This is a genomic window from Shigella sp. SIG6 (assembly GCF_053555815.1).
The window spans coordinates 1-20,705 of the sequence record NZ_JBQZXC010000061.1 but is presented as its reverse complement, the minus strand read 5'-3'; the positions used below and the strand labels follow the sequence as shown (position 1 = coordinate 20,705).

Here is a 20,705-nt window from a genome sequence, read left to right as displayed (position 1 = left end):
CATTTTCTTGCTGCCAGCAGTTTGGCCCCAGATGATCGCCGCCGAGAATAATGCGTTCGCGTGCAAACCCAACTTTATCGGCAATCGTAAAAACAAATTCGCGAAAGTCTGCCGGTGTCATTCCGGTATAACCGCCAAATTGATTGACCTGGTTTGACGTTGCTTCAATCAGCACTTTGCGCGTGCTGTTGCGATCAAATGCTAGCGCCGCTTCGATAACCAACGGATGGGCAGAACAGACTGAACATATGCCGATATGTTCACCAGCTTTATGCCGGGCAATTAACGTTTTCATGTTTTTTCCTTGTTAAATGGCAGGTGCGTTATGCCCTGCCCTCGCAGCCACAATCGGCAATCACTTTGCTCACCACATCGCGCATTGCGGATTTAGCCGACTGCAAATAATCCCGGGGATCGGTCGCTTCGGGGTGCTCGGTCAGGTAATTTTTTAACGACTGCGAGAAGGCATTTTTCAGCTCCGTTGCAACGTTGATTTTGCATATCCCCAGTTTGATGGTTTGCTGAATATCCTTAGTCGATAATCCTGACGCGCCATGCAGCACCAGCGGTAAGTTCACCCACTGGCGAATGTTCTCCAGTCGAGAAAAATCAAGCACCGGTGCGCTGGCATACATACCGTGAGCCGTGCCGATGGCGACCGCCAGGGAATCAATCCCGGTTGCCTCGGCAAATTCACGCGCCTGTGCGGGGTTGGTGTACAACGCATCGGCTTCATTGACTTGCACATCATCTTCCTGGCCGCCAAGTTGCCCCAGCTCCGCCTCGACGCTGACATCAAAGCGATGGCAAAAATCCACCACCTCTTTGACCCGTGAAATATTTTGCGCAAAAGGCAAATGCGAGGCGTCAATCATGACTGAGCGCACGCCAGAACGAACCTTCTGAGCGATATCGTCAAATTTCGTGTGATGGTCGAGATGAATTGCCAGTGGATGGTGATATTGCTTCGCCATCGCGCTGACCAGCGCCAACAGATTTTCTGTACCAGCATGAGTAAATGTGCCAGGCGTTCCGGCGATGATGACCGGCGCATGCAGGTTGGCAGCGGTTTCCACCACCACTTGCATCGTTTCGAGATTGTGAATATTGAATGCCGGAACCGCATAACCGCCGCGCTGTGCGTTGTTCAGCATCTGCTTTGTCGATACCACGTACATTTTCATATCTTGTCGTTTGCTTTCGATTTCAAAATATAATGAAATTATTTGCTTTTAAATGTCGAGATAACAATCACAAAAACGACAATATGAAAATTGTTCGAGGAGTGAAAGGCAAAAAAACGGCCTCCCGATAGGGAAGCCGTAGCAAAGTGCGCGTGTTTTTATGCCGGATGCGGTGTAAACATACGTGGCAGTGCTATGTAGGCATGATAAGACGCTTCCGCGTCGCATCAGGCATAGGTTGCCGGATGCAGTGTAAACGCCTTATCCGTCCTACGGGGTGGTGCTGTTCGTATGAGGCGTATCAGGCAATAGTAATTTTGCTATCGAGATAAACGTCCTGCACGGCATTAATCAGTTTCACGCCGTCAGCCATCGATTTCTTGAACGCCTTACGTCCAAGAATCAGCCCCATTCCGCCTGCGCGTTTGTTGATAACCGCAGTACGCACTGCATCGCTGAGGTCAGTTTCACCGCCTGCAGCACCGCCGGAGTTTATCAACCCAGCCCGGCCCATATAGCAGTTAGCTAACTGATAACGCACCAGATCAATCGGGTTTTCGCTGGTTAACTTGCTGTACACGCGATCGTCGGTATAACCGTAATTAATCGCTTTATAGCCACCGTTATTTTCCGCCATTTTTTGTTTGACGATATCTGCACCTATGGTTGCCGCCAGATGGTTCGCCTGACCAGTCAGGTCGGCGGAAACATGGTAATCAACGCCATCTTTCTTAAAGGCGGAGTTTCGCAAATAGGCCCACAGCACTGTCACCATGCCCAGCTCGTGCGCGCGTTCAAAGGCCGCAGAAATTTCTTCAATCTGGCGACGTGACTCTTCCGAGCCAAAATAGATAGTCGCACCAACCGCCACCGCGCCCATGTTGAAGGCCTGCTCCACGCTGGCATACAGCGTTTGATCGTAGGTATTCGGGTAACTTAGCGTCTCGTTGTGATTAAGTTTGACGAGAAATGGAATGCGATGCGCATAGCGCCGCGATACCGACACCAACACGCCGTAAGTTGATGCCACACAGTTACAGCCCGCTTCGATCGCCAGTTCAACAATGTTTTTCGGGTCAAAGTAGAGCGGGTTAGCAGCAAATGAAGCTCCGGCAGAGTGCTCAACGCCCTGGTCAACCGGCAGAATAGAAAGATATCCTGTGCCAGCCAGACGCCCGGTGTTGTACAACGTCTGCATATTACGTAACACCGCTGGCGGGCGATTATTGTCAATCATCACGCGGTCTACGTAGTCATGTCCGGGGAGATAAAGCTGGTCAGAAGGAATAGTCATACAACGGTGCTGTAAAAGGTTGTCGGCGTCTTTGCCAAGCAACTGCGCAATATCTGTCATTACTATGCTCCCGTAAATTCCGATTGGATATCGGCTATGGATTGTCCTGGCCCGCCTTTTGCGGGCAATCATAATCCTGGTCGTTACGGGCGAGTTTTTCCATCTTTTGGATGTTTTTTCAGCGTTTTCTGTTGGCTCGATTCATCAGAAAAAATGTTAGCGCGGTCAAGTTTTTACCGCAAAGGTACTCAAAAGGTATTATTGTGTGGTATTGTCATCGCGTACCTTACATTACCTGTCATGAAGGAATTAAAAGATGAAAACAACAGCAAAGCTGTCGTTCATGATGTTTGTTGAATGGTTTATCTGGGGCGCGTGGTTTGTGCCATTGTGGTTGTGGTTAAGTAAAAACGGTTTTAGTGCCGGAGAAATTGGCTGGTCGTATGCCTGCACAGCCATTGCGGCGATCCTGTCGCCAATTCTGGTTGGCTCCATCACTGACCGCTTTTTCTCGGCGCAGAAAGTGCTGGCGGTATTGATGTTCGCTGGTGCTGTGCTGATGTATTTCGCTGCGCAACAGACCACTTTTGCCGGGTTCTTTCCGTTACTGCTGGCCTACTCGCTAACCTATATGCCGACCATTGCGCTGACTAACAGCATCGCTTTTGCCAACGTGCCGGATGTGGAGCGTGATTTCCCACGCATTCGTGTGATGGGCACTATCGGCTGGATTGCCTCCGGTCTGGCATGTGGTTTCTTGCCGCAAATGCTGGGGTATGCCGATATCTCACCGACTAACATCCCGCTGCTGATTACCGCCGGAAGTTCTGCTCTGCTCGGTGTGTTTGCGTTTTTCCTGCCCGACACGCCGCCAAAAAGCACCGGCAAAATGGACATTAAAGTCATGCTCGGCCTGGATGCGCTGATCCTGCTGCGCGATAAAAACTTCCTCGTCTTTTTCTTCTGTTCATTCCTGTTTGCGATGCCACTGGCGTTCTATTACATCTTTGCCAACGGTTATCTGACCGAAGTTGGCATGAAAAACGCCACCGGCTGGATGACGCTCGGCCAGTTCTCTGAAATCTTCTTTATGCTGGCATTGCCGTTTTTCACTAAACGCTTTGGTATCAAAAAGGTATTATTGCTTGGTCTGGTCACCGCTGCGATCTGCTATGGCTTCTTTATTTACGGTAGTGCGGATGAATATTTCACCTACGCGTTACTGTTCCTCGGTATTTTGCTTCACGGCGTAAGTTACGATTTTTACTACGTTACCGCTTACATCTATGTCGATAAAAAAGCCCCCGTGCATATGCGTACCGCTGCGCAGGGGCTGATCACGCTCTGCTGCCAGGGCTTCGGCAGTTTGCTCGGCTATCGTCTTGGCGGTGTGATGATGGAAAAGATGTTCGCTTATCAGGAACCGGTAAACGGACTGACTTTCAACTGGTCCGGGATGTGGACTTTCGGCGCGGTGATGATTGCCATTATCGCCGTGCTGTTCATGATTTTTTTCCGCGAATCCGACAACGAAATTACGGCTATCAAGGTCGATGATCGAGATATTGCGTTGACACAAGGGGAAGTTAAATGAAAACAGAACGTATTCTCGGTGCTCTTTATGGACAGGCGTTAGGGGATGCGATGGGGATGCCCTCCGAGCTTTGGCCACGCAGCCGCGTTAAAGCACACTTTGGCTGGATTGACCGTTTTCTGCCTGGACCAAAGGAGAATAACGCGGCCTGTTATTTTAACCGCGCCGAATTCACCGACGATACCTCGATGGCCTGTGTCTGGCGGATGCGTTACTGGAATGTGAAGGCAAGATCGATCCGAATCTGATTGGGCGTAATATTCTCGACTGGGCGTTGCGTTTCGACGCCTTTAACAAAAACGTACTAGGTCCGACCTCGAAGATTGCGCTTAACGCCATTCGCGACGGTAAACCCGTTGCTGAACTGGAAAACAACGGCGTAACCAACGGCGCAGCGATGCGCGTCTCGCCATTAGGTTGTTTGCTTCCAGCGCGTGATGTTGATTCCTTTATTGATGATGTGGCGCTGGCGTCCAGCCCGACCCATAAATCCGATCTGGCGGTTGCAGGCGCGGTAGTCATCGCATGGGCGATTTCTCGTGCCATTGACGGAGAACGCTGGTCAGCGATTGTTGATTCATTGTCTTCAATTGCGCGACATGCACAGCAAAAACACACCACCACGTTCAGCGCCTCACTGGCGGCACGTCTGGAGATTGCGCTGAAAATTGTGCGTAATGCCGACGGCACCGAATCCGCCAGCGAACAGCTTTACCAGGTCGTTGGCGCAGGCACCAGCACTATTGAGTCCGTTCCGTGCGCCATTGCGCTAGTTGAACTGGCACAAACCGACCCAAACCGCTGCGCCGTCCTGTGCGCCAATCTTGGCGGCGACACAGACACCATAGGTGCTATGGCGACGGCGATTTGCGGCGCGTTGCATGGCATTAACGCTGTCGATCCTGCGTTAAAGGCGGAGCTGGATGCGGTAAATCAGCTTGATTTCAACCGCTATGCCACAGCGCTGGCGAAATATCGTCAACAACGGGAGGCGGTATGAGCGGCGCTCGATTACACACACTGCTGCCTGAATTAACCACGCGTCAGCCGGTGATGGTCGTCGGCGCGGCGGTCATTGACGTGATCGCCGACGCTTATGCCCTCCCCTGGCGTGGGTGCGATATCGAACTGAAACAGCAGAGCGTTAACGTTGGCGGCTGCGCACTGAATATTGCCGTGGCGTTAAAGCGCCTCGGCATCGAAGCGGGTAATGCCTTGCCGCTCGGTCAGGGCGTGTGGGCGGAGATTATTCGCAACCGGATGGCGAAAGAGGGGTTAATCAGCCTGATCGATAACGCCGAAAGCGATAACAGCTGGTGTCTGGCACTGGTTGAGCCGGATGGCGAACGCACTTTTATGTCATTCAGCGGTGTGGAAAATCAATGGAATCGCCAATGGTTGGCACGATTAACCGTTGCGCCTGGCAACCTGCTCTATTTTTCCGGTTATCAACTGGCCTCGCCCTGCGGCGAATTGTTAGTGGAATGGCTGGAAAAGCTGCAAGACGTGACGCCGTTTATCGATTTTGGCCCACGTATTGGCGATATCCCGGACGCATTACTGGCGCGGATCATGGCCTGTCGACCTTTAGTGTCACTCAATCGTCAAGAGGCTGAGATTGCCGCCGAACGTTTTGCTTTATCCGCAGAGATAACAACACTTGGCAAGCAATGGCAGGAGAAATTTGCCGCGCTGTTGATCGTTCGTCTCGATAAAGAAGGCGCATGGTATTTCAGCAACGACGCTTCTGGCTGCATTCCGGCATTTCCAACGCAAGTTGTAGACACCATTGGGGCGGGCGACAGTCATGCAGGTGGCGTACTTGCCGGGCTGGCCTCTGGTCTGCCACTGGCGGATGCCGTATTACTGGGCAATGCAGTGGCGTCGTGGGTTGTCGGGCATCGGGGCGGTGATTGTGCGCCAACGCGCGAGGAACTACTCCTCGCACACAAAAACGTATAGATCGCTGCGACAGTGGCTAATGCTGTACTCAATAGGCCGTTGCTGTTGGTCAAGCGCCACTTGCTTGATCACCAGCACCGGTATTTTGCTATCTAACTGAATATGTGACTGAAACTCGGCATCCGGCATCCGGGCGCTAACGCGGGAACGCGTACGTTGTGGGTAAATGTGCTGGCTGCGGAAATAGTCATAAAGAGAAATTCCGATGGCATCAACATCATGAATTAAATGCGCCGGAACCCACGATTCCTCAATCGATACCGCTTCTTCATCGACATAGCGAATACGCTTAAGCAAAAAGACATCACTTCCCGCTTCGACCGCCAGCTGCTGCGCAACTTCTTCGGGACATTTCACGACACGCTTATTAACCCATAGCGTATCGGGCTTTTTCCCGCGCAATACCACCTGCTGAGAAAAACCTCTCGCTTCTTTCAACGAGTATTCGAAGATGTTGTTGATCTGCGTGCCGTAACCGCGCGAACGCGTCACCACGCCCTCTTCTTCCAGCGCCTGCATCGCCTTGCGCACCGTAATGCGCGAAACGCCGGTTAACTGACTTAAATCACGCTCACCGGGCAAAATATTGCCATGCTCCAGCACCCCGCTGCGCACGGCATTTTTTACCGTTTCGGCAAACTTAATATAAAGCGGCGTGTTATCCGCCGCTAAAATACGCTCGTTCAGTTGGGCAATCAGCTGGGTATGCGCTTGTTCCATTTGTCTTTTTCCTGCCAGGGAGTCTGGTGGGAGTATATCACTGCTTCTTATTTAAGGCGTTTCTTTAATCCCATCAACGAATGCCTGCAACTCATCCACCGTGCCATTAAACACATTAAAATCCACCGGACCATTGATGCCATCTACCTGTCCACGGTCGGAATGCTGCCAGAAGCGCCAGGCCATGCCGTCATTGTCCGGACGACGTTGATAATAGTGAGCCACCCACCACGGATATTCATTGAAATAGCCCGCCAGATTGGTGTGATAAAAAACGGCTCCTGAGTAAATAATCGGCTTTTTTCCCGTGCGTTTTTCGACCATTTTTAGCCACTGACTTACCCGCTTGCGTAATTCTTTTGCCGATAATTTTCCCCGTTCTTCTACGTCCAGCACGGCAGGGAAATCGCCTTGTGAGAAATCCACCGTTTGCAGAAATAATCGCGCCTGAACTGAAGCGGATACCGACGGGGAGAAATAATGATACGCCCCGCGCAGCAGGCCATTTTCGCGGCTTAATTGCCAGTTACGCGAAAAATAGGGGTCCACCAGCTTTTCGCCTTCCGTAGCCTTAATAAAAGCAAACTGTAAGCGGATATCGTTGTCGCGCATTTTTGCCACCCGCTGCCAGTCGATACGCTCCTGCCAGCGCGAAACATCTAATCCGTGAATGGTGTAACTGGCAGGAATGCGAATAGCGAAAGATTTAACCGGGCGATAACCGTAGAAGTGGATGTAGTCTGTAATCTGAACTGCTGTCGAATAGAAAAAATTCACCGTCTGACGCGGATAAATTGCAACGATGGAAATTAGCCCAAGAGCGCATAATAGAGCGGTGAGTTTTTTTCGACTGGTAATTCTTAGCTGCATTGGTTTCATCCCTGAATGTCAGTGCCAAAGGCTGACAATAACCAAAGCAGCTATAGTACGGTGCTCACCACCAGGCGTGGAAGTGGTGAACCGGACCAATACCGTGACCAACTTCCAGCGTGTCGGCCTGGGCTAACGCCGATGAAAGCCAGCTTTTTGCCTCCTGTACGGTGTCAGCCCAGTTTGTATGGCGCGGGCGTAGTGCAGCCAACGCCGCAGAGAGTGTACAACCAGTGCCGTGGGTGTTTTTGGTCATAATGCGCGGTGCGGTAAACCGTTGTTCACCCTCGCGGGTAAACAGCCAGTCCGGGCTTTGCTCATCATCCAGATGACCACCTTTCATTAGCACTGCGCCACAGCCCATCGCCAACAGCGATCGCCCTTGTTCCAGCATTTCCTGTTCGGTGCGCGCGTGTGGCGCGTCGAGCAAGGCGGCAGCTTCGGGCAAGTTTGGCGTTATTAATGAAACCTGTGGCAATAATCGACTGCGCAGCGTAGCAACCGCCGAAGGTGAAAGCAGCGGGTCGCCGCTTTTTGCCAGCATAACGGTGTCGAGTACCACGTTTTGGATCTGATAACGTTGCAACCGTTCTGCCACCGCTTCAACAATATCGGTTTCCGCCAACATACCGATTTTAGTGGTATCGATTCGCACATCGCTGAACACCGAATCGAGCTGGGCGGCGACAAAATCAGGCTCAATGCGATACACCGACTGTACGCCACGGGTATTTTGCGCCACCAGTGCAGTAATAACTGAGCAACCATAAGCGCCAAGTGCCGAGAAGGTTTTAAGATCGGCCTGAATCCCCGCACCACCACTCGGATCAGTACCGGCAATCGTCAGAGCGTTAATTCGTTTCATGCCTGCACCTCCTGCGTCAATTGCCAGAGCGCATCAAGGAAATGTGGAACAAAACTGCCTGGCCCCTCGCTTCTGGCGACTGCGCGTTCTCCGGCTTGTTTCATCCAGTGACAGGCAGATGCGACATTTTCCAGCGTATCGCCTGGTAACGCACAGCAGGCAGCGACAACCGCCGATAATGCACAGCCAGTTCCTACCACTTTGGTCATTAACGGATCGCCACCGTGAATACCAATGATACGATGTCCATCGGTAACATAATCCACCTCGCCAGTGACCACGACGATTGCGCCAGTTTCCCGTGCCAGTGTTTGTGCAGCGGGTATCGCGTTAGCTGCGGCGTCAGTGGTATCCACTCCCCGTCCGCCATTAGCAATGCCAGCTAATGCCATGATTTCCGAAGCATTACCACGTATCGCTGCCGGTTTAAAAGATAAAAGTTCATGACAAAAATGGCGGCGATAATCGAGCGCACCAACCGCTACTGGATCAAGCGTCCAGCGTGTTTGAGAGCTTTTTGCTTGCTCAACGGCAGCACGCATCGCCTGTGCGCGTGGCTGCGTCAGTGTGCCAACGTTAATCAACAAGGCACTGGCGATAGCCGCAAACTGACTGGCCTCTTCGGTTTCGATAACCATCGCTGGCGATGCACCGAGCGCCAGCAAGGTATTGGCGGTAAAGGTTTGCACCACATCATTGGTCATGCAGTGCACAAGAGGGGAATGTTGGTGAAAAAGGTGTAACGCGTGCGCAGATTGCGCTGAACTCAGCAGGTCGACTTGCATAGTTTGCTCCTGCCATAACGTGAAGAAGCAATGACCTGGTGGTCCGTGACTTCCCTACGCTGGCATTATCCAGATCAGGTGATACGGGTATTTCTCAGCCTTCACGCAGAAGGGCACCCCGAGTCGTTTGGTTGCGATGATAAATCGCAGAGGAGGATGGTAATGTCCAGCGCACCCGTTGTAAACGAGGAAAAACGGCAGTTTTACAATCGCGTTAATAAATTATTTGATATATGAATCCAGCACCTTCAGAACGACATCCAGATCTTCTTCACGTTTTAGCTCATCCCCCTGGTGAACGATGTGTTCCGTCAGATGACCTTTAATCACTTCCCGCATCAGACCGTTTACCGCTCCACGGATAGCAGCAATCTGTTGTAAAACTGCAGCGCATTCGTGCGGCTCGTCGAGCATTTTCTTGAGCGCCACGACCTGGCCCTGAATCTTACTGGCACGCGCTTTCAGTTTCTGTTTATCACGGATTGTATGAGACATGGCAACACCTGGTTAACAAGAATATGAAAAATCATAGCACTATTAATCTACTGGGGGGGTAGTATCAGGTACTGGGGGGAGTAGAATCAGATTGCCGAATTAATACTAAGAATTATTATCATGACCGAATTTACAACTCTTCTTCAGCAAGGAAACGCCTGGTTCTTCATCCCCAGCGCCATCTTACTTGGTGCGCTTCATGGCCTGGAACCAGGGCACTCAAAAACGATGATGGCGGCGTTTATCATCGCCATCAAAGGCACCATTAAACAGGCGGTGATGCTCGGACTGGCAGCAACCATTTCGCATACCGCGGTGGTCTGGTTGATTGCCTTTGGCGGGATGGTGATCAGTAAGCGCTTTACTGCTCAATCAGCAGAACCGTGGCTCCAGCTGATTTCCGCAGTGATCATTATTGGCACCGCGTTCTGGATGTTCTGGCGTACCTGGCGCGGCGAACGCAACTGGCTGGAGAATATGCACGGGCATGATTATGAGCATCATCACCATCATCACGATCACGAACATCATCAAGACCACGAACATCACCACGACCAAGGACATCATCACCATCACGAACATGGCGAGTATCAGGATGCCCATGCACGAGCCCATGCCAATGACATTAAACGACGCTTTGATGGTAGAGAGGTCATCAACTGGCAAATTTTGTTATTTGGCTTAACCGGTGGCCTTATCCCCTGCCCGGCAGCAATTACCGTGCTGTTGATATGCATTCAGTTGAAAGCCCTGACACTGGGCGCAACACTGGTCGTCAGTTTCAGCATTGGCCTGGCGTTAACGCTTGTCACCGTAGGCGTTGGCGCAGCAATCAGCGTTCAGCAGGTCGCAAAACGCTGGAGCGGATTTAACACTCTCGCTAAACGCGCCCCCTATTTTTCCAGTCTGTTGATTGGCTTAGTCGGTGTGTATATGGGCGTACATGGCTTCATGGGCATAATGCGATAACTCAATCCTTTAGGCTTGCATGTTATCTTCAGCCCAGGATGATTCTTAAATCAGCTATTTCCGCTGACTCTCTGCTCGCTAAGGATGCTTTTAGGGCATCCTTTCATTTACACTTTTTACGAAATCATGGGATCACTAACAAAATATCGCTTGTCAGTTATATTGTATGGCAGGAAAGATATGCGACTGATATTACAGATCCCCAAAGTGGAGAGTTTATGACCATTAAAAATAAGATGTTGCTGGGTGTGCTTTTGCTGGTTACCAGTGCCGCCTGGGCCGCACCAGCCACCGCGGGTTCGACCAATACCTCGGGAATTTCTAAGTATGAGTTAAGTAGTTTCATTGCTGACTTTAAGCATTTCAAACCAGGTGATACCGTCCCAGAGATGTACCGCACCGATGAGTACAACATTAAGCAGTGGCAGTTACGTAACCTGCCCGCGCCTGATGCCGGGACGCACTGGACCTATATGGGTGGCGCGTACGTGTTGATCAGCGACACCGACGGTAAAATCATTAAAGCCTACGACGGTGAGATTTTTTATCATCGCTAAAAAAAGCCCCCTCATCATGAGGGGGAAATGCAGACACCTTGTTATTTTTTATTATTAGCCACTTGCTCGTCTTGCTTGTTATTAGTCGTATTTCACGTTGATTAATGCGGTTGCCTCCAGTGTGCCAGATTTAACTTTGTTTGTATCGTAGACGTAGTAACTGGCTGTTATCGGAATTGAAACCGTTGTATCTGTAAGTTTTGACTTTGCCGCAATTTCTTTTAAATTTGTGTATCCTTTACTGCTGTTAGTGATATTTAAAAGTGTGACTGGCGAACCATTACTTTCAAGAATAAATCCTACGCATTATCTTCCGCACCTTTCAGTATTGTGTTGCTGTTGGTTAACAAGTCAGAACTTGATAAATACACCTGCATTTTCCGTGATGTTTGATTTTGTTGACCTAATAAATTTTTACAACGCAGAATAATATCCCTTTTTTTACTATTTATTGTTGCTTTGTTACCTGTGGCTGGTAATTGTGAAACGGGAATACTGTCTAAAGTAATTAATAAATCGTCCTGTTTGCAGGTTGTGGTTATCGGGTTGTATGACAATGTCAGATTGAAGGAATAGACACCTGCATTTTGTGCCAATGCATTTCTGTAACTATTTACACATGCATCCCATGACTTGCCACCTAATAAACACAGTAGAAATTGTACTGCGGCACTCCCGCGTGTCGATGATGAAGCACTGGATAATGTCGCAACACCATTAATCACCACTGAACCACCGCCCCCCGCAGAAATATTCACTTTTGCATTACTGGCCGCAGGTGTCACCGTTACCGAATAACCACTGGTGAAACTGCTCTGATTATTTGACAACGTGATGTTATTTTTATTGGTCCATTCAAAATGTAAATTTAATTTAATGGTATCGTTATAAAGTCCAACAATAATATCCGATGGGCTCATAGGGGTGATAGTATTTGTACTCACGCATGACGAATCATTAAAATTATGCTCATATGTCGCTATTTGTGTTTGAGTAAGTGCAAAATTCCCCTGAACAACCAAATTGTGCTGAACAGATAACTCACTATAACATGCCGCATAGCTCACAGGCATAACCATCATCATTAATATAAATAGCATTATGCGAATTTCCATAGAACCACCTGACTATTACTGGCAAATATAATTTCTACTTTCATCAATCTCTTTACCGAAGGTGATTGTGCATGAAAGTCCTTGTTGCTTATCAATTGCTACATTAACCGATGGCGGTATTTCATTGGTGCGAATAAATAACTGGCTTCCCTGGCCGACAACGCCAATATTATGACCATGGATATCATTGACTTCATAACCAAACGTTAATGGTTGACCATCCGCTCTTAACGCTTTTATAAACCAGCGCTTGCGCTGATCGGTATCAAAATTAACCAGTACAACCGCGCCGCGATAAGGGGCGGCAATTTTCCGGTTGCCACGTAATTCTGCTTCGCTATCGCTTTGCGACACATCCAGCATCAGGTGATTTTCCCGATAAGGTGTCATTCCGTCGTATACCACCACTCCATTACGGTTTGTTGTGCGATATTTTTGCCCATTGACATAAGCATCTTTAATTCCTGGCGCATTCATCACAGCAAACGTTTAGGAAAGACGGTTCGCCAGATTAACGCCACCCGACCAGGCGACAATGCCCCCTGAAACACTGGCTCCAGTCTGTCGATAAGTACTCGACTGACTATAACTGCCATTCACTGTCGCAACCGGCGCGTTCCAGGTCAAATTCGCCCCAGCTGTCGTTTCATTTCCCTGATGTTGATGACTCAGGTTGACACCATAATTGAACTGATCCCGACTCCCTACTGTTCCTGATAATCCCGTATTATTTGAGGCAAAACCCTGATCATCAAACGTCGTTGAGTTAGACATATATATTTGCCGACGAGGCGTCGTAACGTCATCACCCCAATCACAGGGAATTGATATAAAAATATTAAAACGTTTCTCTTCATGATGATTCTCGCCATACGCCTGGCTTGCCGCGAGGGTATAGCTTATCCGCCGCCAGTTATTGGAATAACTCAACTGATAATCCTTACTGCTGCCGCTACGCCCCCAGTAATCTCGCCATAACGTATTTAAGGACACAGAACCCCAGCCTTCTGGCAATGACTGGCTCATATTGGCAGAAAAGCTATTTTTACGGCCAAAATCGTTCTGGTAATAATCGGCAATGTCATAGATATCGTTTTCATCACGGCGATAATTATCTTTATTGTTTGCCCAAACGTGATCGTTAAATGTCCGGTAATCACGCGACGAATAACGCCAGGCCGCCAGACCAAAACGCGTCGACGTTTGGCTCACAAATTTGTTGTAGGCAATTTGATAACTTTGCCCGTCAAACACATCGCCGTTGTCTTGTTTACTATGCGACTTCGTGGCATCGACGGAAATTGCGCCAATGCGCGTGTTCCAACCCGTTCCGAGGGTAAACGCATAGTAATTATTAGCAACCATCGTGCCGCCATACAGCGTCAATAAGTTATTAAAACCATACTGATAACCTGCCTGGACAAAATCACTTTGCTTGCTCGCCCCTTCAATATGGCTACGGCCCGCCGCAAAATCATATTTCGACACGCCGGGTTGCAGCATATTTGGCACCGCTGCATAAGGCACCAGATAGGTGGTTACCGAGCCGTCCGCCTCTTTCACGCTAACATCAAGATCTGCTCCACCACCGGCCAACTGCAAATCTGTAATCGCAAACGGGCCAGGAGGAACCTCTTTCTGATAAACCACAAAACCATTCTGTTCAATAGTTACCAGCGCGTTACTCTGAGCAATCCCCTGCACCCGTGGCGTAAAATTTTGTTTCGAGTTAGGCAACATCTGCATATCACGAAACAACCGCACACCGCTGAAGCGAACAGAATCAAAAATATCGCTTGATGTGTACATATCACCCACGCGAAGCGTGCCGAGAAATTGGGCAAATCCACGTTCCAGATACAGGGTATTGCTTTTCCACACCCCTGGATTGTTATTTGTTTTACTGAAACTGGCATCAGAATGCAGTTGCCACTCCAGTAAATTTAACCCGCTGTTAAAACGTACATATGTACTCTTGTTGTTACCCGACGCTTTATAGTCGCTGTAATACTGACTCACATAATAAGAGGTATAAAACGCATTAATACCCCGCTCCCAGTTTTCCGGTGGAACATAGCCACTTTCCAGTTCTTCCACCCAAGCCTGCGGGACACTGAAATCGAGACGAAAAGCCCCGATATCCCAGCTATAGCTCCCACCCTGAACAAGTTGCTCAAATGTTAAACATTGCTTACCGCTGGCGAAGTTATCGCTATTAATGCCTAACCGCTTGATAACTTCTCTTGATAAACATGTTTCTTGCGGGTTGTCTTTAACAATAATCTCATATTTCCCGCGCCATTGCTTATTGACATAAATATCGATGTCATACTGCCCCGGTAAGGGTTGATTATCATCAAGACGAATATTTGCAACCTGCTGGTCTTTCATTCCACCTATCATAAAATGGGTATCAAAGGTTTCTTCAGCTGCATAAGCTTCAATGCCGAGCAATAACGCTACGATTGCTGATGCAAGTGGGGTCATTCTCAACATAGGCAGCTCCTGCAATTAAATTTTGTCACTAATATAGTTGCCGTGGTCATTGATAATGGTCAGATACCAGTTATTTGCATTATTACTTTTGATATTAACACTCTGACTTTCTAAGGGGGCAATCATAATAGTTTCATAATTGACTTTAACATTATTAGCTTTGACATCCGAAATCGTCACCCAATTAGCTGAGTCATTTTTTATCACCAATCCATTGCCACTGCGATTTACCAGTAACTTTTTAAAGGTCGCTTTATTTACCGGAGCAATACCCGCTGGCCGGTAAAACAACTTAATTCTGTTTTGCATCGCAAACTTCAGTGCATTCTTGCCTTCTTGCTCTGGACTATTTGGTGGAATATCCAGAACATTCAGATAAAAAATGCTTTCTTTATTAGTGGGCTGTTTATTCGGCATAATTTTGATTTTTACTTGCTGCCCGGAATTTGCCCCTATTTTTGCCACTGGTGGCGTTAACATGAAAGGAACCTGAATTTTTTCTGGTGGTAACGACGTATCGCCATCATCAATCCACGCCTGCAGCAGCGAAGAACGATTTCCCTGGTTCATCAACTGCACCATAACTTCTTTATTTTCTGCCGGGTAAATAATGCGCTTCCCGTAGATAACAATTCCGGCATGTGCAGGAAGGACCATAGAAAAAATGAGTAAAGATAATAATCCTTTCATCTTAATGCCTCTTAAATTAAAAAGCCGCCATGGGGATAGCGGCCATGTTTATTACCTGGAGAAACTTGCAATTTTATTTATTAATCCTGCGCCACACGCATAACCAGAGAAGATAACACATCACCTGATTGCACTGAGTTATCTGTCAGTTTCAGGTATTTTGCTTTAAACGGAATAGCATATTGACCTTCCGCTGTTTTATAACCCTCAATGTTAAAAGGTGCAGAAACATCTAGGACATCGCTGTTATCACCTAAATAGAGATAGTAACCCACGGTATCGTTGCTACTGGCTATCGCCTTATCGTTACCGGTTATTTTGTCGTTTGTGATCAACGAGAGTTTTACACCAGCAACTTCTTTCGGGCAGCTAATTTTTAACATGCTGCTGGTTACACCGACTGCATCATCATAGGTAGAATATTTAGCTTTACCTTCAAAGACAGTGGTTGGTACAGTCGGCATATTAATACTTACTGAATCACCACCCGCTTCGAATTTACACGGAGATTCTGCAATATTTCCTTTAATGGTTAATGTTCCGGTATCAACGTCTGCAGCAAATACTCCAGCGCTCATAAAAAAAGAAGAAAAGACAGCGGCAGCAATAATTGAACGTTTCATAATATGTTCCTTAATAAAATTTATTTTTGGTTGTTAAGAGTCTGTATCTCTTGGAAACAAATTTCTCACATCAAAAAAGCTGCCGCAATGTAAACATATTGTTTTATTGATTTAAAACAAATTAACCAATGCAATATAAATACAACAAATACTTAAGAATATTGAACATTTATCACATCTATTAATTAATATAGATTTATGTAAATGGTATTGTTGATATCAATAAAAAAGACGAAATCATTTATATAAATGATTTCGTCTTTCTAAATGCAATTAAAATCAGGTTGCCAAATTAATCGTAGCGATTTAACACGATTCGACGTTTGCTATCGCTACCTGCAACAACCACTTCTGTCGTAACACCTTTGACGGGCGAAGAAACCTGATGACGGGTGTCAACATTATACGTTAACTGACCACAATGCTGTTGTGGTTGACTATTAACCATAGCCATACTGCATGTTGGGGGACTGATCCTGCCATTAATCGTTAATGTGGCAGTCTCTGAAGAGACTGCGGGAGAAGCCAATCCATAGGCAAGAAAAATAATTCCTGACAGCCAATACTTATTCATTGAACGTTATCCCTGTAGTAAAGGTTATGCCTGGATAGAATGAGTGCATAACAAACTATAGCTGTACATCCACTACACAGCACGAAGGATGATAATGAAGCATTGCCTGTACGATCACTCGACTTTGTAGAGTTTCGGACGAAGGTCCGCAGAATATTCGCAGTATTAAATAAGTGTTCATTAATGCGGCAAAAACAAATACACCGCATCAATATAACATCTCTGCGGTGTATGAAGAATAACCAGAATGGTTAATAGGCGTTAGACCGCGCGGAAGGAAATCTCGCCTGGAATGACTTCACCCTGCCAGTAGAGCTGAGCTGCAACGCGGTCAGCCAGCTGGCGGTAGATAGCGGTAAATTCGCTCTCCGGACGGCTGATAACCGTTGGCGTGCCTTTATCGAGATCCTCACGTAAGGAGATGTGTAACGGCATCTGCCCCAGCAGCTGTGTATGGTATTTTTCAGCCAGTTTCTCTGCACCACCGGTACCGAAAATCGGTTCATGGTGACCACAGTTACTGCAAATATGCACACTCATGTTCTCGACAATACCGAGCACCGGAACCTCGACTTTCTCGAACATCACAATGCCTTTTTTCGCATCGATCAACGCGATGTCCTGCGGGGTGGTGACCACGACTGCACCAGTTACTGGAATGTTTTGCGCCAGCGTCAATTGAATGTCACCGGTGCCTGGCGGCATATCAAGCACCAGATAGTCGAGATCCGGCCACAAGGTTTCCTGCAACATCTGCATTAACGCCTTGCTCGCCATCGGTCCACGCCACACCATCGCATTGTCGTCAGTGACCAGATAACCAATTGAATTGGTTGCCAGGCCATGAGACATAATCGGTGCCATGTGGGTACCGTCCGGCGAAGTTGGACGCTGATTTTCTGCGCCCAGCATGGTGGGAATTGATGGGCCGTAGATATCGGCGTCCAGAATGCCGACTTTCGCCCCTTCCGCCGCCAGTGCCAGCGCCAGGTTTACCGCCGTGGACGATTTACCCACGCCGCCTTTACCGGAACTCACCGCGATAATGTTCTTCACACCGTTAATTCCCGGCTGATTCTTCACGCGTTTCAGAGTGGCTATGTTATGCGACAGTTTCCAGTCGATAGCTTTCGCCCCGGTGATGCGCAGCAGTTCGGCGCTACATTGCTCTTTTAACTCTTCGAACGCGCTATGCCAGACAAACGGCATAACCAGTTCCACATGCAACGTGTCGTCCATCCAGGCGACATGGTGCAACGCTTTCAGCGTGGTGAGGTTATGCTTCAGGGTTGGGTGCTGAAAATTGGCCAGTGTCCCGGCGACCATTGCGCGCAAGGCTTCTGGTGATTTGGCCTGGGATTGTTCGTTCATCCCGACTCCTTTTTTGTATAGATAAACCATCAGCTGATAGTTTACCTGAAGAATATAGAGAAGTACTTACTTAACATTTTCCCATTTGGTACTATCTAACCCCTTTTCACTATTAAGAAGTAATGCCTACTATGACTCAAGTCGCGAAGAAAATTCTGGTGACGTGCGCACTGCCGTACGCTAACGGCTCAATCCACCTCGGCCATATGCTGGAGCACATCCAGGCTGATGTCTGGGTCCGTTACCAGCGAATGCGCGGCCACGAGGTCAACTTCATCTGCGCCGACGATGCCCACGGTACACCGATCATGCTGAAAGCTCAGCAGCTCGGTATCACCCCGGAGCAGATGATTGGCGAAATGAGTCAGGAGCATCAGACTGATTTCGCAGGCTTTAACATCAGCTATGACAACTATCACTCGACGCACAGCGAAGAGAACCGCCAGTTGTCAGAACTTATCTACTCTCGCCTGAAAGAAAACGGTTTTATTAAAAACCGCACCATCTCTCAGCTGTACGATCCGGAAAAAGGCATGTTCCTGCCGGACCGTTTTGTGAAAGGCACCTGCCCGAAATGTAAATCCCCGGATCAATACGGCGATAACTGCGAAGTCTGCGGCGCGACCTACAGCCCGACTGAATTGATCGAGCCGAAATCGGTGGTTTCTGGTGCTACACCAGTGATGCGTGATTCTGAACACTTCTTCTTTGATCTGCCCTCTTTCAGCGAAATGCTGCAGGCATGGACCCGCAGCGGTGCGTTGCAGGAGCAGGTGGCAAACAAAATGCAGGAGTGGTTTGAATCCGGCCTGCAACAGTGGGATATCTCCCGCGACGCGCCATACTTTGGTTTTGAAATTCCGAACGCGCCGGGCAAATATTTCTACGTCTGGCTGGACGCACCGATTGGCTACATGGGTTCTTTCAAGAATCTGTGCGACAAGCGCGGCGACAGCGTAAGCTTCGATGAATACTGGAAGAAAGACTCCACCGCCGAGCTGTACCACTTCATCGGTAAAGATATCGTTTACTTCCACAGCCTGTTCTGGCCTGCCATGCTGGAAGGCAGCAACTTCCGCAAGCCGACCAACCTGTTTGTTCATGGCTATGTGACGGTGAACGGCGCGAAGATGTCCAAGTCTCGCGGCACCTTTATTAAAGCCAGCACCTGGCTGAATCATTTTGACGCTGACAGCCTGCGTTACTACTACACTGCGAAACTCTCTTCGCGCATTGATGATATCGATCTCAACCTGGAAGATTTCGTTCAGCGTGTGAATGCCGATATCGTGAACAAAGTGGTTAACCTGGCCTCCCGTAATGCGGGCTTTATCAACAAGCGTTTTGACGGTGTGCTGGCAAGCGAGCTGGCTGACCCTGAGCTGTACAAAACCTTTACCGATGCCGCTGAAGTGATTGGTGAAGCGTGGGAAAGCCGTGAATTTGGTAAAGCAGTGCGCGAAATCATGGCACTGGCTGACCTGGCTAACCGCTATGTCGACGAGCAGGCTCCGTGGGTAGTCGCAAAACAGGAAGGTCGCGATGCTGACCTGCAGGCGATTTGCTCAATGGGCATCAACCTGTTCCGCGTGCTGATGACTTACCTGAAGCCGGTACTGCCGAAACTGACCGAGCGTGCAGAAGCCTTCCTCAATACGGAACTGACCTGGGATGGTATCCAGCAACCGCTGCTGGGCCACAAAGTGAATCCGTTCAAGGCGCTGTATAACCGCATCGATATGAAACAGGTTGAAGCTCTGGTGGAAGCCTCTAAAGAAGAAGTGAAAGCCACTACCGCGCCAGTTACTGGCCCACTGGCAGATGATCCGATTCAGGAAACCATCACCTTTGACGACTTCGCCAAAGTTGACCTGCGCGTGGCGCTGATCGAAAACGCAGAGTTTGTTGAAGGTTCTGACAAACTGCTGCGCCTGACGCTGGATCTCGGCGGTGAAAAACGCAATGTCTTCTCCGGTATTCGTTCTGCTTACCCGGATCCGCAGGCACTGATTGGTCGTCACACCATTATGGTGGCTAACCTGGCACCACGTAAAATGCGCTTCGGTATCTCTGAAGGCATGGTGATGGCTGCCGGTCCTGGCGGGAAAGATATTTTCCTGCTAAGCCCGGATGCCGGTGCTAAACCGGGTCATCAGGTGAAATAATCCCCCTTCAAGGCGCTGCATCGACAGCGCCTTTTCTTTATAAATTCCTAAAGTTGTTTTCTTGCGATTTTGTCTCTCTCTAACCCGTATAAATACTGGTAGCATCTGCATTCAACTGGATAAAATTACAGGGTTGCAGAATGAGACACTTTATCTATCAGGACGAAAAATCACATAAATTCTGGACGGTGGAGCAACAGGGAAACGAGTTGCATATCAGTTGGGGAAAAGTTGGCACCAAAGGGCAAAGTCAGATAAAAAGTTTTTCAGATGCTGCGGCGGCGGAAAAAGCGGAACTGAAGCTGATTGCGGAGAAGGTGAAGAAGGGGTATGAGGTAGCCTGAGTTTAACGGACACTCCTTCCTGAAATAGAATG

General features: G+C 48.6%; 17 protein-coding genes, 4 pseudogenes and 1 riboswitch. Of the genes and pseudogenes, 7 read left to right on the top strand and 14 right to left on the bottom strand.

Translation table 11 applies throughout. The annotated features are described in order from the left end of the window. The 3 genes from ACUU1M_RS11790 to fbaB form a co-directional block, all read right to left on the bottom strand. A partial coding sequence (locus ACUU1M_RS11790; protein ID WP_202601591.1) for a class II D-tagatose-bisphosphate aldolase non-catalytic subunit occupies positions 1-295 on the bottom strand: 295 nt, incomplete at its 3' end. A 28-nt stretch (positions 296-323) separates the two neighbouring features. Next, positions 324-1,178 carry a tagatose-bisphosphate aldolase subunit GatY gene (gene gatY / locus ACUU1M_RS11785; RefSeq protein WP_005069458.1) on the bottom strand — a complete coding sequence of 285 codons (855 nt, stop codon included), beginning with the start codon at positions 1,176-1,178 and terminating at the stop codon, positions 324-326. 307 nt (positions 1,179-1,485) lie between these two features. After that, complete coding sequence (gene fbaB / locus ACUU1M_RS11780) at positions 1,486-2,538, bottom strand: class I fructose-bisphosphate aldolase (RefSeq protein ID WP_000129574.1); 1,053 nt, start codon at positions 2,536-2,538, stop codon at positions 1,486-1,488. 256 nt (positions 2,539-2,794) lie between these two features. Here fbaB and ACUU1M_RS11775 point away from each other — a divergent pair, with 256 nt between their 5' ends. From ACUU1M_RS11775 to ACUU1M_RS11765, 3 genes and pseudogenes are all read left to right on the top strand, one after another. Then, positions 2,795-4,072 carry a nucleoside permease gene (locus ACUU1M_RS11775; RefSeq protein WP_000858468.1) on the top strand — a complete coding sequence of 426 codons (1,278 nt, stop codon included), beginning with the start codon at positions 2,795-2,797 and terminating at the stop codon, positions 4,070-4,072. Beyond that, positions 4,069-5,072, top strand: a pseudogene (locus ACUU1M_RS11770) (ADP-ribosylglycohydrolase family protein). Before ACUU1M_RS11775 ends, ACUU1M_RS11770 begins: the two are co-directional and overlap by 4 nt. Then, positions 5,069-6,034 carry a carbohydrate kinase family protein gene (locus ACUU1M_RS11765; protein ID WP_000011984.1) on the top strand — a complete coding sequence of 322 codons (966 nt, stop codon included), beginning with the start codon at positions 5,069-5,071 and terminating at the stop codon, positions 6,032-6,034. The pseudogene ACUU1M_RS11770 and the gene ACUU1M_RS11765 overlap by 4 nt, the downstream one beginning before the upstream one ends. On the opposite strand, the gene ACUU1M_RS11760 is transcribed toward ACUU1M_RS11765, so the two are convergent. The 5 genes from ACUU1M_RS11760 to rcnR all read right to left on the bottom strand — a co-directional run bounded on the left by ACUU1M_RS11760 (position 6,008) and on the right by rcnR (position 9,769). After that, positions 6,008-6,754 carry a GntR family transcriptional regulator gene (locus ACUU1M_RS11760; protein WP_000434038.1) on the bottom strand — a complete coding sequence of 249 codons (747 nt, stop codon included), beginning with the start codon at positions 6,752-6,754 and terminating at the stop codon, positions 6,008-6,010. The genes ACUU1M_RS11765 and ACUU1M_RS11760 overlap by 27 nt on opposite strands. A gap of 51 nt (positions 6,755-6,805) precedes the next feature. Further along, positions 6,806-7,624 (bottom strand): glycoside hydrolase family 25 protein, encoded by an 819-nt coding sequence (locus ACUU1M_RS11755; protein ID WP_005069468.1) that lies wholly within the window; start codon positions 7,622-7,624, stop codon positions 6,806-6,808. A gap of 64 nt (positions 7,625-7,688) precedes the next feature. Then, positions 7,689-8,489, bottom strand: coding sequence for a bifunctional hydroxymethylpyrimidine kinase/phosphomethylpyrimidine kinase (gene thiD, locus ACUU1M_RS11750; protein WP_000822274.1), 801 nt, complete (start codon positions 8,487-8,489; stop codon positions 7,689-7,691). Further along, positions 8,486-9,274, bottom strand: a complete 789-nt coding sequence (gene thiM, locus ACUU1M_RS11745; protein ID WP_001195611.1) for a hydroxyethylthiazole kinase — start codon at positions 9,272-9,274, stop codon at positions 8,486-8,488. Before thiM ends, thiD begins: the two co-directional genes overlap by 4 nt. A gap of 34 nt (positions 9,275-9,308) precedes the next feature. Beyond that, positions 9,309-9,405, bottom strand: a riboswitch (TPP riboswitch). Positions 9,406-9,496: 91 nt separating this feature from the next. Further along, positions 9,497-9,769 (bottom strand): Ni(II)/Co(II)-binding transcriptional repressor RcnR, encoded by a 273-nt coding sequence (gene rcnR / locus ACUU1M_RS11740; RefSeq protein ID WP_000019944.1) that lies wholly within the window; start codon positions 9,767-9,769, stop codon positions 9,497-9,499. A 120-nt stretch (positions 9,770-9,889) separates the two neighbouring features. Here rcnR and rcnA point away from each other — a divergent pair, with 120 nt between their 5' ends. Further along, positions 9,890-10,738, top strand: coding sequence for a nickel/cobalt efflux protein RcnA (rcnA, locus tag ACUU1M_RS11735; RefSeq protein ID WP_000134599.1), 849 nt, complete (start codon positions 9,890-9,892; stop codon positions 10,736-10,738). A 218-nt stretch (positions 10,739-10,956) separates the two neighbouring features. Further along, entirely contained in the window at positions 10,957-11,295 is a 339-nt protein-coding gene (gene rcnB / locus ACUU1M_RS11730) for a Ni(II)/Co(II) efflux transporter accessory subunit RcnB (protein ID WP_000153074.1), read from the top strand. An 81-nt stretch (positions 11,296-11,376) separates the two neighbouring features. Here the strand turns inward: rcnB and ACUU1M_RS11725 are convergent. The 6 genes and pseudogenes from ACUU1M_RS11725 to apbC form a co-directional block, all read right to left on the bottom strand. Further along, positions 11,377-12,410: pseudogene (locus ACUU1M_RS11725) on the bottom strand (putative fimbrial-like adhesin protein). 15 nt (positions 12,411-12,425) lie between these two features. Beyond that, positions 12,426-14,906 (bottom strand): annotated as a pseudogene (locus ACUU1M_RS11720) (fimbrial biogenesis outer membrane usher protein). A 15-nt stretch (positions 14,907-14,921) separates the two neighbouring features. Then, a complete protein-coding gene (locus ACUU1M_RS11715; protein ID WP_000677382.1) occupies positions 14,922-15,596 on the bottom strand; it encodes a fimbria/pilus periplasmic chaperone in 675 nt (224 codons plus the stop codon). A gap of 80 nt (positions 15,597-15,676) precedes the next feature. Then, on the bottom strand, positions 15,677-16,219 hold the full coding sequence (locus tag ACUU1M_RS11710; protein WP_152028953.1) for a fimbrial protein: 543 nt from the start codon (positions 16,217-16,219) through the stop codon (positions 15,677-15,679). Between the two features lie 292 nt (positions 16,220-16,511). After that, positions 16,512-16,793: a YehE family protein gene (locus ACUU1M_RS11705; protein ID WP_011110605.1), complete on the bottom strand. Its 282-nt coding sequence runs from the start codon at positions 16,791-16,793 to the stop codon at positions 16,512-16,514. 261 nt (positions 16,794-17,054) lie between these two features. Next, a complete protein-coding gene (apbC, locus tag ACUU1M_RS11700; protein ID WP_001005448.1) occupies positions 17,055-18,164 on the bottom strand; it encodes an iron-sulfur cluster carrier protein ApbC in 1,110 nt (369 codons plus the stop codon). 131 nt (positions 18,165-18,295) lie between these two features. Between apbC and metG the strand changes: the two genes are divergently transcribed. Then, positions 18,296-20,329 (top strand): methionine--tRNA ligase, encoded by a 2,034-nt coding sequence (metG, locus tag ACUU1M_RS11695; protein ID WP_005049047.1) that lies wholly within the window; start codon positions 18,296-18,298, stop codon positions 20,327-20,329. A gap of 140 nt (positions 20,330-20,469) precedes the next feature. Continuing rightward, positions 20,470-20,661 (top strand): annotated as a pseudogene (locus ACUU1M_RS11690) (WGR domain-containing protein); the annotation flags it as partial. Positions 20,662-20,705 lie beyond the last annotated feature (44 nt).